We start from the raw sequence: 13,147 nt of genomic DNA, 5'->3' as shown, positions 1-13,147 counted from the left end.
TGGCTTTAAACCCAATTTTTTGGTAAATTTGATACGAAGGCAGGAGGCAGGAGGCAGAAGGCAGAAGGGAAGAGGTTTCAGAGTTACTTTACTTTTTTTACATACTTAGGGCTTGCTGATTGATATGAAGGCAGGAGGCAGAAGGCAGAAGGGAAGAGGTTTCAGAGTTACTTTACTTTTTGTTACATACTTAGGGCTTGCTGATTGATATGAAGGCAGGAGGCAGAAGGCAGAAGGCAGAAGGGAAGAGGTTTCAGAGTTACTTTACTTTTTGTTACATACTTAAGGCTTGCTAATTGATATGAAGGCAGGAGGCAGAAGGCAGAAGGCAGAAGGGAAGAAGTTTCAGAGTTACTTTACTTTTTGTTACATACTTAAGGCTTGCTAATTGATACGAAGGCAGGAGACAGAAGGCAGAAGGCAGAAGGGAAGAGGTTTCAGAGTTACTTTACTTTTTGTTACATACTTAGGGCTTGCTGATTGATACGAAGGCAGGAGGCAGAAGGCAGAAGGGAAGAGGTTTCAGAGCTACTTTACTTTTTGTTACATACTTAGGGTTTGCTGATTGATATGAAGGCATTGACTGATATTGGTTTCAGCCTTTTTTGGTCGAAAAAAGTGCAAGTTTTTCGGTCCCTCAAGCTCATGCATGCTAGTATTTTGGGATGATTATGGCAGAACAATCTTGGGACAATTTTTACGACTACCTCCTCTATAATTTCCATTTCTCCTGTCTCCTGTATCCCCCTCCTAGGAGCAGGGCTGTTTTAAAGTATTGTAGATTAAGGATGAGCGGGAGAACGGGAGTAATGGGGATAGTGGAACAGTGAAATTTGCCAAAATTTGCCGATTTTGAGCGCCAATAAGCGTTTTTAAGCTCTGAGAGGATATTTGGTTCAACGTCGCTTAAAAGCCTCCATCCCCGTGTATCCGTGTCTGGTGCGTCCCCGTGTATATCGAGAATGAAACAGCCCTGCCCTCCTAGGAGGGGGAGGGGCGAGGGGTGGGTTATCTCCTACCCCTACCAACAGAATTTCCATACGCAAACCCTACTTAGTTTTTTTCGTGCCTACCTACTTGCATTAATTTTGAACCGAATTAATTATAATGTTTACAATCAAAAATTATCTTGCTTGAGGAGCAGAATAAAAATGAGTAATTATCATCATTCTCATTGTTGTAGCTGTCACCATGAAGAAAACTATACTGATACTAATCAACCTATTCAAGAGTCAAGCTTAAAACAGGACATTTTACCCCTACTTCCCGTCATTATTATCTATATTTTAGGTTTAATTTTCTATCAACAATTACAAAATAATATCTATGGCATAGGAAAATATATAGTATTTATTCCTATCTATATATATAGTGGTTGGACTGTACTTACTACTGCTGGAAAAAATATTTTGAGAGGTAGAATATTTGATGAAAATTTTTTAATGACTGTAGCTACATTGGCAGCGATCGCTATTAATAAATTGCCGGAAGCAGTGGCAGTAATGTTGTTTTATCAAATTGGTGAAACATTCCAAGAATATTCAGTAAAACGTTCCCGTAGTTCTATCAAATCATTATTAGAAATTCGTCCAGATTATGCAAATTTAAAATTTGATAATTCTCTACGAAAAGTCTCTCCTGAAATAGTAGAGGTTGGTAGTGAGATAGTTGTTAAACCAGGAGAAAAAATCCCCTTAGATGGTGAAATTATTTCTGGAAGTTCCCAAGTTGATACTTCTGCTTTGACTGGAGAATCAATACCTAAAAAATTTACAGCTGGGCAAACAATATTAGCAGGCATGGTTAACCAAACGGGAGTATTAACTATTTATGTTACTAAACCATTTTCTGAGTCTTCAGTTTCCAGGATTTTAGAGTTAGTTGAAACTGCCAAAAATAAAAAATCTAAAACTGAAAGATTTATGACAACTTTTGCTAGGTACTATACCCCAGTAGTTGTCTTTATTTCTTTAGCGATCGCTCTTTTTGCTCCTCTATTTATCTCCGGTGCTACTTATGCAGATTGGATAAACAGAGCATTAATTGTATTAGTGGTTTCCTGTCCTTGTGGATTAGTAATTAGTATTCCTTTGGGTTATTTTGGTGGTGTTGGTGGAGCTGCAAAACGAGGAATATTGGTCAAAGGTTCTACATTTTTAGATGATTTAGCTACTATTAAAACTGTGGTATTTGATAAAACTGGAACTTTAACAGAAGGTAAACTTCAGGTTACAGATATTGTGACGAAAAATGGCTTGACAAAACCAGATTTAATCGAGGTAGCAGCTAAGGTTGAATCTTTATCAAATCATCCTATTGCTCAAGCAGTTTATAAATATAATTATCGGAAAATTGATTATTCTGATGTGTCAGAATATCAAGAAATTGCCGGGTGTGGAATTAAGGCAAAAGTTGGTAATAAAACAGTTATTGCAGGAGCAGATCGCCTGTTACATTTAGAAGATATTCAATATGATATTTGCGATATTGGAGATACTGCAGTTCATTTGGCAATTGATAGTAAATATGTTGGTTATATCGTAATATCTGACCAAATTAAATTAGATGCTGCTCGGACAATTAAGTCTTTGAAAAGTTTGGGTGTAGAAAAAACTGTCATGTTAACGGGAGATAATCAAACAGTTGCTCAACGGGTGGCAGAAAATTTAGGTTTAGATGATTATCAAGCGGAATTATTGCCAGAAGATAAAGTTACTGCCATTGAAAAATTACTCCATAAAAATAATGGGAAGGTTGCTTTTGTTGGTGATGGAATTAATGATGCTCCGGTTATTGCCCGTGCTGATGTTGGTATGGCCATGGGAAGTATGGGGTCAGATGCCGCAATTGAAACTGCAGATGTTGTAATTATGAGCGACGCTCCTTCTAAGGTTGCTGAAGCAATAGAGATCGGCAGGAAAACGCGTCGCATTGTTTGGCAAAATATTGGTTTTGCTATAGGAGTCAAGGGGTTGTTTATTTTGTTGGGAATAGCAGGGTTGGCAAATATTTGGGAAGCGGTATTTGCAGATGTTGGTGTGGCGTTAATTGCTATTTTTAATTCTAGTCGAGCGTTTATGAAGTCAAAAGTCAAAAGTAAGAAAATTCAAAAGTTAAAACTTAAAAGTCAAAAGTAAGAAAATTCAAAAGTCAAAAGTCAAAAGTCAAAAGTAAGAAAATTCAAAAGTTAAAACTTAAAAGTAAGAGAAGTTAAAAATTCAAAAGTCAAAAGTCAAAAAGTCCAAATCAAAAGTTAGATTTTTAGAAGGAGTTAATTAAACCGATGAATGCTTACAAAAAATATGTAATAATTGATAACCCTCAGCAGTTAGTTTTATCAGATTTGCCATTTACAGCAGGTCAAAAAGTTGAAATTATTATTTTAGCTGAAGATCATAATGAAGTTGATAGTCAACTAGAGGAATTACGCAAAAAAATTGATAGTGCAACTGAACAAATTTTAGCGGGAAATGTGAAAGATGGAGAATTAGTTTTTGAGCAGTTACAAGCTAGATTAAAAAATGAATATGGATTAGACTAATGGCAAAGTATCAATTTTCTGAGGATGCAATTAAAGACATTAATGAAATTTGTGATTATCTTGCCAAAAATAATCCTCGTTCTGCTAGTAACCTATTTGACGCAATTCGCCAAAAATGTAAATTATTTGCTAATTTTCCAAAAATGGGGAAATCCTATTCACAAATTAGACCAAGTTTAAGAGGGTTTTTAGTTAAAGATTATATTATCTTTTATTATCCTCATGATGAAGGTATTGTTATTCTTCGGATTGTTAGCGGTTATCGTAATTTAGACACATTATTTAATGAGGATAGTAATGTCTAGAAAATCTAAAATTAAAAGTCGAAAGTAAGATTTAATAGTAAAACTTGTAGGGTGCGTATTTACGGCTTAAATTCAGACTATTAAAGGCATTTAACAATCCGTCGTAACGCATCATTTTAGCTGTGTTACTCCACTACAAATTAATCAACGGTGCGTTACGGCGCAATATAATATTTGATAGTTCAATGGTAGTTTGTGTTAAGCGCCTAACACACCCTACTGAATTATGTGATTTATTAATCTGAGAAACGCTGTAATCAGACATAATATTACTGATTTTTATCAAATTCTTTTTCTACTTGTGGAACTGGAAATATATCTTGAATTTTTTCTACCAATTTAGGAAACCCGGATGGAAATAACTTAGGATAAATAATCAGCAAAATAACTCCAAGAATAGCAGAACCTAAGTAGTAAATAATTTGCCCATTCTGCATCCAAGTCAAGAAATCTAAAAATCCAAATTTCTTGGGTTTTTCTATTTCTGGTTCTGGAGAATTTGCTGTGACTTTACCTTGAATATGACTCTCATCACCCAATACATTCCCCGTAACATTTCCACCTTGATTTTCTATTTTCCGACTTTGGTAATTAACAATTTTTTGATTCATGGTTTGACTGCCAATAATCTGATTATCATTAATATGTATTACTGAGCCACTGCTATTATTTATTGTATAGTTTCTAGAATGGCTAACTTGGAAAAATCCCCTACTCAAGTCTCTATATATTACATCATCAATTAAATTTCGGATATCAACTTCATAATAGGGATAATTATCGCAGTTAGTTTTTTGTCTGCCATTACTTTTCCATTCGTTTAATTTATCAAATTTGTAGAAGTGAGGATTCTGACTATTATTACAAGTCGCACAATTACAAGGAATTAATTTATTATATTTGAGTCGATTATTGTAGGAACCATGAATTTTATCCAATTCGTGAGTAACAATGGTCATTAAATCCCGTTTTTGTTGCCCAGAAATTCTAATTTTTATTTCTCTCTTGCCGTAATATTCAATTACTTCTGCCCTGGTTTGATTTTTCTTGAGAATAACTCCACTTTTCCAAACATATTTTTGCTCTTCAATATCCTTGTGCATCGCTACAATAAACTGAGTAATTATTCCCTTGGGCATAAATTCGTAGGTGTAACGTAAAATCAAATTATTACTTTCATCCCAATCATATTCTGGTTGAGCCTCTGTTAAAAGTTGAGGGGCAATATAGGTCTGAGAAGTACCAGTAATTTTATAGCAGAGTTTAAATTTAATCATTAATTGCAGTAACTCGTCGTGCATATTGGCATATTTATCTTCATGCCAAATATTTGTTAAATCATCTTTGGTAAATTTGCCAAAATTATCATAAACTTGCGGATTATCTAGTGCTTTATAAACTGCGGCTGTTCCCCATTCTGGTTTGAGAATAACTGTTTTATTTAACAACGGGTCATCTTGAAAATGTAGACAAACTCCTAAGTCATGTAAGTAACCACTTAATTGTAATTTATCCTCTCGTTTCTTAAAGCCATTCTTTTCACAAATGGATAAATATTCTGTCAAATTAATATAGTTACGACCATCTGTTTCTAATACTTCACGGACTTTTTTCCAAGTCTTAGGAAGGGCACTGCCAATATGAGGTAAATTGCTGATGTAATGTTTAATATCTGTTCTAATTTTTTCTAATCCTCGGTTAGTGGCAAGATTGGTAGCTAAGATTTCTTTGATATTAGAAAATTGACCTTGCAATGCTCTCTGATTAATTTCCCGTTTACGTTCTTGTTTCTCATTTTTGATAATTAACAAAGGGCTATTATCGCTCAACAATTCTGCTATATTCAGCCAATAATAAAAATCTGTATCTTCTTTACGAGTATCAGCCACAAGAATATATAAGGAGCGTTTAGTCAGAAAAAATTGATGGGTGGCGTGATAAATTTCTTGTCCGCCAAAATCCCAAATATTCATCTGAAATTCATGCTGATTTTTTGTGGAAAAATTCCACTGATGAACTTCAATTCCTTTAGTGGTATCTTCATCTCGGAGTTGATAGTCTGGGTTTTGAATTTTATTAGCTAGAGTAGTTTTACCAGCGCCACCTTCTCCAATAATTAGTAATTTTGCTTCATAGAGACAATCTGTCCCTTCTTCTTCTTCTTGTCGGAAAAATTCTCTAATTGCTTCTATCCCTTTTTCAGCAATTTCTATTGGTGGATTTTCCAGGGGATTACCTCTTAAACTAAGCCTAGTTAAATTGGTGAGTTTAGTGGTTGATTCCGGGATAGTTGTTAATTGATTACCTCTTAAACTAAGTCCAGTTAAATTGGTGAGTTTAGAAATTGATTCCGGGATAGTTGTTAATTGATTACCGCTTAAATAAAGCTCATTTAAATTGGTGAGTTTAGAAATTGATTCCGGGATAGTTGCTAATTGATTACCGCTTAAATAAAGTCCAGTTAAATTGGTGAGTTTAGAGATTGATTCCGGGATGCTTTTTAATTGATTTCCAGTTAAATTAAGTTCGGTTAAATTGGTGAGTTTACAGATTGATTCTGGGATAGTTGTTAATTGATTATCACTTAAATTAAGTTCGGTTAAATTAGTGAGTTTAGAAATTGATTCTGGGATGCTTGTTAATTGATTACCACTTAAATTTAATACTTCTAGCTGGTTTAACTCCCAAACTTCAGTAGGAATTTCAGTTAATTTTTTATAGTATCCACTATAAAAGTTACTTAAGTCTAACTTCTTAAGTTTTTTGTCTTTAGCCGCTTGTATTTTTTCTCGAAAATGTCGTGGTATCTGATTATGCTTATTTGTTTTAGGAGAAGTCATAGTTAAATAAAATAATTTTTACCATCATTGTAATACCTACAAATATAAATATTGATTTTCCATAACCATCAGAACTTTCTTACTTCAACCCAATCTACAAAAAATGCTTATACATAACCATCTGATTTTTTGCCTCAAAAATTTTCTCAGTATTTCAGCAACGTGCTAGAATATTTATTTAGTAAAAATCATATAATAGTTTTTAGATGGAAAAACTAAGACGTTATAGTTTTTAGCACCTGATTTCTAGATGCAACAACATCTAAGATAGATGGCAAAACTAAGACGTTGTAGTTTTGAGCGCCTGGTTTCTAGGGGCAACAAAATCTAATAGATGGCAAAACTAAGACGTTGTAGTTTTGAGTGCCTGATTTCTAGAGGCAACAAAATCTAATAGATAGATGGAAAAATTAAGACGTTATAGTTTTGAGTGCCTGATTTCTAGATGCAACAACATCTAAGATAGATGGCAAAACTAAGACGTTGTAGTTTTGAGCGCCTGGTTTCTAGGGGCAACAAAATCTAATAGATGGCAAAACTAAGACGTTGTAGTTTTGAGTGCCTGATTTCTAGAGGCAACAAAATCTAATAGATAGATGGAAAAATTAAGACGTTATAGTTTTGAGTGCCTGATTTCTAGAGGCAACAAAATCTAATAGATGGCAAAACTAAGACGTTGTAGTTTCGATCACCTGGTTTCTAGAGGCAACAAAATCTAATAGATGGCAAAACTAAGACGTTGTAGTTTTGAGTGTCTGATTTCTAGAGGCAACATCTAATAACATAGATGGCAAAACTAAGACGTTATAGTTTTCAGTGCCTCATTTCTAGAGGCAGCAACATCTAATAAATAGATGGAAAAACTAAGACGTTATAGTTTTCAGTGCCTCATTTCTAGAGGCAGCAACATCTAATAGATAGATGACAAAACTAAGACGTTATAGTTTTGAGTGCCTCATTTCTAGAGGCAGCAACATCTAATAGATAGATGACAAAACTAAGACGTTATAGTTTTTAGCGCCTGATTTCTCAAAACCTACTTACGAGATGGAAAAACTAAGACGTTATAGTTATGAGTGCCTCATTTCTAGAGGTAACAACATCTACAGAGATGGCAAAACTAAGACGTTATAGTTATGAGTGCCTCATTTCTAGAGGTAACAACATCTACAGAGATGGCAAAACTAAGACGTTGTAGTTTCTGAGTGCCTCATTTCTCAAGGTAACTTACTTACGAGATGGCAAAACTAAGACGTTGTAGTTTTGAGTGCCTCATTTCTAGAGGCAACAACATCTAATATAGATGGAAAAACTAAGACGTTGTAGTTTTGAGTGTCTGATTTCTAGAGGCAGCAACATCTAAATAGATGGAAAAACTAAGACGTTATAGTTCTGAGTGCCTCATTTCTAGGGGCAACAAAATCTAATAGATGGCAAAACTAAGACGTTATAGTTCTGAGTGTCTGATTTCTAGAGGCAGCAAAATCTAATAGATGGCAAAACTAAGACGTTGTAGTTTTTAGCGCCTAATTTTTCACCATAAACCTCTAATGCGGATTAGTTGGAAACTTTTGGTAGAAATTTCCCCCTAAACTTCCTTCAAAAATTATTTGACTGATAACTGAAATTTGCCCCCCTAGCCCCCCAAGTTTGGGGGGAACAAGAGTCAATTTGCTTGCTCTAGTCCCCCAAAATTGTGGGATTTAGGGGGCTGTAGCAAATGGGACTTCTCAGACAACCTCTTAAAGGTAGTAAAGCTGATAGCTGACTGCTGACTGCTGAACACTTAATGCTTACCGAATTATTAATTATTCATTATTCATTATTAATAATTAAATGATTATGGTTTAAAGCCTCCCCTTTTAAGGGGGAAAAAAGTGGTTTAGGGATGGATAGGTTTCCTAACCATATCCAATCAACCAAGAGAAGAAATAATATTTCCTTATATTCAATTCCGTAACGTTTTTAAGCAGAGGTAATTATCAATTATCCATTATCCATTATCAATTAATGAACCTGCTATTCCAACCAAGATGAAAGATCTCTGTCAATCAAATCTTGTAACTTGAGAATATCTTCACGGTAAAACTCAGTTAATACTTGACGCTCTTCTGAAGAAAGAGGTTTGAGTTCTTTTCCTGCTGAATTTAAATTAATTATACTAGAACGTAATTTCTGCCGCATTTCTAAAGGCATTAATACTCTAAGCGTTGATGAAATAGCAGTCCTAACTGGATTTTTTGTTTGCAATAAATTATTCAATGTTTGATTCTTAGGTACAGCCGCACTTTGACTACGCTTTGAAGTATCAGGATTAAATGTATCATCTACCCCAATAAACCCATAAATCTCTTGCATAACCTTTAAAGAATCTTTAGTTAAATCATCATGGAGAATAATTTTTAATTGTTCCCTGTCGAAACTATCAAAATAATGTTTGATAGGAGAATAATATAATCCTTTCTTGATTGTTGAAGAACTATCTGCCCGAAATTTAACCTGTTCAGTTAGAGACCTAACTTTTCCCACATTTATCCCATCACGAAGGTGCATTAAATAATCAGAATAAGCCCTGTCCACAGGATTTCTCAATATAGCAATCATTTTCACATCAGGAACATAACGTTGAATCATTTCCGATGAAGTTTCATAGTTAACAAGATAGTTAGGAGATGCCTCTCCTATAGCAATCTCATCTTTTACATTCATAAAAAGTTCACAGTACCTTTCCCAACTATTAATTCTTTTTCTTGTTCCTGTATCTGGAGCCTTTTCTGTCTTGTTTTCCCAATCTGTAGCGAAAAAATTTGTTTCCTTAATCGGACTCATGTAAACTTGGGGATGTTCCTTTAAATATCCATAGACGGATGTAGTTCCTGCTTTCTGTACTCCTATTATTAGAAAAGTTGGCAACTTCATTGTATTTCTCCTAAAATTTAAACTTATAGATATAGATATTATTAAAGGTATTCAGACTACTAATTCAGAGTTTAGAGTATAGTTTCCTATGATGATTCAAGTATAATTTATTAAGAACTAAGTAGAGTTTGCTGAATCAAGCTAAAAGCAAGGATAGCTAAAGTTTAGGAGCTTTTTCTATTCAGTTTATCTTCTGGTTATTTGCTCTTATTTGCCTCAACATACTGAAATTTTCTGCTGAAATTCAAGAAAACTTCTTCACATAAAATGGCTGAAACCGTTGCCTGTTCCACCCATCTCTGCGTCTCCGTGTCCTACCCCCACAACCAATTTTTTCAGCAAGCCCTAAGTAGGTAGGTGAGGAAATTTACCGAATTATTAATTATTAATTATTAATAATTAAACAATTCTGGTTTAAAGCCTCCCCTTTTAAGGGGAAAAAAAGCGGTCGAGGGATGGCGAGGTCTCCTCGCTGTCCTCCAATCGACCAAGAGAAGAAATAATATTTCCTTATTTTCAATTCCGTAACGGTTTTAACCAGAGGTAATTATCAATTATCCATTATCCATTATCCATTAATGAAAACTACGTCATTGCGACGGTCACTCCGTGGACGGAAGCAATCTCAAGGATTTCGACAGCATAAACATTTTGTTACATAATGATGTTTATTCGCGCCTACCTACTTATATTCCACATATTCTAATGACTTATTATGTCCGCTTAATAGCGTGATAAAAAACTTCTTTTTTCTTTCCTCCTGACTCCTGACTGCTCTCATCATATTATCTCACTTTGAAATTCAAGAAAATTCCTTCACATAAAATAGCCGAAACCATTGCCTTTTCTCCCACAAATCGACCCGTCTCCGCGTCTCCGCGTCTCCGCATCCCCGTGTCCTACTCCCACCAAGCAATTTTTTCAGCAGGCCCTACTTAATTGGGTCCATGGGAGATGTTGATTCTAACAAAAAACCAGTATGTTCATCATCATTATCTTCATCTTCGTCTTGAGGAAATAATTCGGAAATTTCTGATTGATATTTCTCCGTTCGATCTTGAATCATTCTATACGCCTTTAATAAAATTTCCGATTGTGCTAATAGTAAATCATGTAAATCTATCAATCTTAAATTGCCATTCGATAAAACTATAACTATTGGCTCGTAGAGATAATTTTTGGGTCTATTTAAAGCAGTTAGTACTGCAGCATTAATTTGAAAATTTTCAGAAAGAACTAAAGGAGGAGTGCTAAGAACATCTAACAATTCACTCACAGGATGCCTATAATAAAAGTCTTCATTTCCTGGTAATTTCATATAGTCTAAGAATCTGACTTGTGAAATCATACCCAACATTTTTGTACTTTTAGTAATGATAACTCCTGGTAATTCTGGTTGTAGTCTAAATTTTTCGGCTACTATTTTTCCGGAAGTAGTAATATTCACCTGAAAATCGTGGAAAGGTAAGTTTCCGAGAGTAGAATAGAGTGTCATTTCAGTTATCAGTCATCAGTTATCAGTTATCAGTTAGCCTCCTATCGGAGGAGCTACACTATCAGCACCTCTAGCTGGAGCAAGAGGCTTGAAATCTGAAATATTCTCTTTCTCTTGGCCTGATGGATCTGGCGCAGGCTTCCTCCCCATCCTACCCTACAGGAAGCACCGAAGATCGACCGCTTTTTATCCCCTTAAAAGGCAGGGCTGTTTCATTTTCGATAGACACGGGGACGCGGAGACGCGGAGACGCACCAGACATGGGGACAAGGAGATGGCGGCTTTTAATTTATGATTAAAAGTTCGACTTTTCACCATTTTAGTCAGAGCAAAAGGGACACTTAATTGGCTGAAAAATAGGCAAATTTTGGCAAATTTCACTGTTCCACAACCCCTTTATCTCCTGTTCTCTCGCTCATCGTTAATCTACAATAATTTGAAACAGCCCTGCCCTTAAAACTATCCCTTACCCATAAGTCTTGAAACCCTTGTGGGACCAACCCCTCGCCCCTCCCAGGAGGGGAAGGGGAGCAGGGAACAGGGGAGAAAGGAGAAAAAATCATAGTAGCTAAGTAAAACTACTAAAGTTGTCAAAAAAAAAGTATTTTTCCATACATTTTTTCTCCCGAAAAAGCAGATCCAAGGCTTATACATAACTCGTCTATTTTGTCAAGCTTTATGTTAAGAAAGATGTGGATAAAGCATAGCCCTTAAAAGGGGAGACTATTGACCAGAAATTTTCCTTCATTGAAAATAATCAAGAACAAGCAGTTTGACAAAATATGCTATGAGAATATGTTAAACTAAATGGATTTACCAGAAAATTGGGTTTAAAGCCTCGCCCATAAGCGGGCGACTTTATTAGTATTTGATTTTATTTCAATAAATATGTTATCATATTGTTAGTTTAATAGTCAAATTATGAAAGCTAGATTTAAGTATCGTATCTATCCAACACCGGGACAAAAATACCGATTAGCAAAGCTATTTGGTTGTGTCCGTGTGGTTTGGAACGATAGTTTAGCTTGTTGCCAACAAAAGTATAGATCGGGAGAAAAGAAACCCAATAATTCTCAACTACAAAAACAGTTTATCACTCAATCGAAAAAGACTGAAGACAGAGAATGGCTATCAGAAGTTTCTGCTATACCATTGCAGCAATCTTTAAATGATTTAAACCAAGCTTATCAAAATTTTTTCAAATCGACTAAAGGTCAACAGAAAGGTAGACCCATTAAACCTCCTAAATTTAAAAGTAGAAAGTCAAAGCAAACTGCTAGATTTACAAAGGGAGGGTTTAAAATTGGTCAACACAAAGTTTATTTAGCCAAGATTGGAAAGCTGAAAATATTCTGGTCAAGAGAGTTGCCTGCTGCTCCATCATCAGTAACAGTAATTAAAGATTCAGCTCATAGATATTTCTTGAGTTTTGTAATAGAAATACAACCAGAAATCTTACCTAAAACTGATAATTCAGTAGGTATAGATTTAGGTATTAAAACTTTTGCTACATTTAGCGACGGTACAAAAGTTGATGCTCCTAAGCCACTCAAAAAACGAATTAAGAAGTTAAGAAAGTTAAGTAAGTCATTATCTCATAAAACTAAAGGATCTAAAAGGTATGAAAAAGCCAGGGTTAGAGTAGCTAAGTTCCATGCTAAACTGAAAGATACCAGAACAGATTTTCTGCATAAATTATCCACTGAAATAATTCGTGAAAACCAAACAATTGTTTTAGAGGACTTGAATGTTTCTGGTATGATAAAAAACCGTAAATTATCCAGAGCAATTTCAGATTTAGGTTGGAGACAATTCCGGACATTCCTAGAAGGAAAAGCAGAAAAATATGGTCGTGATTTTAGAGTAATTAATCGTTGGGAGCCGACTTCTCAAATTTGCTCAAATTGTGGCTTTAAAGGAGGCAAGCTAGACCTTCAGGTGCGAGAATGGGAGTGTCTAAACTGTGGCAGCAAACACGATAGAGACGAAAACGCAGCGATAAATATATTAGTCGCCGGAGGGCATTCGGAGACGAAAAACGGACGTG

Annotated in this window: 8 protein-coding genes; 5 read left to right on the top strand and 3 right to left on the bottom strand. The window is 35.1% G+C overall.

The genetic code is table 11. The features are described 5' to 3' along the window. The first annotated feature begins 1,151 nt into the window (after positions 1–1,151). From F6K54_RS28145 to F6K54_RS28135, 3 genes are all read left to right on the top strand, one after another. A complete protein-coding gene (locus F6K54_RS28145; protein ID WP_293085069.1) occupies positions 1,152–3,137 on the top strand; it encodes a heavy metal translocating P-type ATPase in 1,986 nt (661 codons plus the stop codon). A gap of 146 nt (positions 3,138–3,283) precedes the next feature. Continuing rightward, positions 3,284–3,541, top strand: coding sequence for a hypothetical protein (locus tag F6K54_RS28140; RefSeq protein WP_293085066.1), 258 nt, complete (start codon positions 3,284–3,286; stop codon positions 3,539–3,541). After that, complete coding sequence (locus F6K54_RS28135) at positions 3,541–3,846, top strand: type II toxin-antitoxin system RelE/ParE family toxin (protein ID WP_293085063.1); 306 nt, start codon at positions 3,541–3,543, stop codon at positions 3,844–3,846. The genes F6K54_RS28140 and F6K54_RS28135 overlap by 1 nt, the downstream gene beginning before the upstream one ends. 269 nt (positions 3,847–4,115) lie before the next feature. Here F6K54_RS28135 and F6K54_RS28130 read toward each other — a convergent pair whose 3' ends face one another. Beyond that, positions 4,116–6,686: a COR domain-containing protein gene (locus F6K54_RS28130; protein WP_293085060.1), complete on the bottom strand. Its 2,571-nt coding sequence runs from the start codon at positions 6,684–6,686 to the stop codon at positions 4,116–4,118. 1,072 nt (positions 6,687–7,758) lie between these two features. Here F6K54_RS28130 and F6K54_RS28125 point away from each other — a divergent pair. Then, positions 7,759–7,884, top strand: coding sequence for a hypothetical protein (locus tag F6K54_RS28125; RefSeq protein ID WP_293085057.1), 126 nt, complete (start codon positions 7,759–7,761; stop codon positions 7,882–7,884). 821 nt (positions 7,885–8,705) lie between these two features. Here the strand turns inward: F6K54_RS28125 and F6K54_RS28120 are convergent. Together F6K54_RS28120 and F6K54_RS28115 are read right to left on the bottom strand one after the other, a co-directional pair. Continuing rightward, positions 8,706–9,605, bottom strand: coding sequence for a sulfotransferase (locus F6K54_RS28120; RefSeq protein ID WP_293085054.1), 900 nt, complete (start codon positions 9,603–9,605; stop codon positions 8,706–8,708). Between the two features lie 931 nt (positions 9,606–10,536). Beyond that, positions 10,537–11,100 (bottom strand): hypothetical protein, encoded by a 564-nt coding sequence (locus F6K54_RS28115; RefSeq protein WP_293085051.1) that lies wholly within the window; start codon positions 11,098–11,100, stop codon positions 10,537–10,539. Positions 11,101–12,021: 921 nt separating this feature from the next. Between F6K54_RS28115 and F6K54_RS28110 the strand changes: the two genes are divergently transcribed. After that, positions 12,022–13,147, top strand: a 1,126-nt coding sequence (locus tag F6K54_RS28110) for an RNA-guided endonuclease TnpB family protein (RefSeq protein ID WP_293085048.1), incomplete at its 3' end; no start/stop codon positions are given.

Source organism: Okeania sp. SIO3B5 (assembly GCF_010692555.1).
Lineage (GTDB): Bacteria > Cyanobacteriota > Cyanobacteriia > Cyanobacteriales > Microcoleaceae > Okeania.
Note: the sequence above shows the minus strand (reverse complement) of the source record. Positions and strands in the feature narration are given on the sequence as shown.

What these genes read in the sequence shown, in the direction of transcription:
- F6K54_RS28145 (WP_293085069.1), top strand. Translation starts at nt 1,152, where the DNA reads ATGAGTAATTATCATCATTCTCATTGTTGTAGCTGTCACCATGAAGAA.
- F6K54_RS28115 (WP_293085051.1), bottom strand. Translation starts at nt 11,100, where the DNA reads ATGACACTCTATTCTACTCTCGGAAACTTACCTTTCCACGATTTTCAG.
- F6K54_RS28120 (WP_293085054.1), bottom strand. Translation starts at nt 9,605, where the DNA reads ATGAAGTTGCCAACTTTTCTAATAATAGGAGTACAGAAAGCAGGAACT.
- F6K54_RS28130 (WP_293085060.1), bottom strand. Translation starts at nt 6,686, where the DNA reads ATGACTTCTCCTAAAACAAATAAGCATAATCAGATACCACGACATTTT.
- F6K54_RS28135 (WP_293085063.1), top strand. Translation starts at nt 3,541, where the DNA reads ATGGCAAAGTATCAATTTTCTGAGGATGCAATTAAAGACATTAATGAA.
- F6K54_RS28125 (WP_293085057.1), top strand. Translation starts at nt 7,759, where the DNA reads ATGAGTGCCTCATTTCTAGAGGTAACAACATCTACAGAGATGGCAAAA.
- F6K54_RS28140 (WP_293085066.1), top strand. Translation starts at nt 3,284, where the DNA reads ATGAATGCTTACAAAAAATATGTAATAATTGATAACCCTCAGCAGTTA.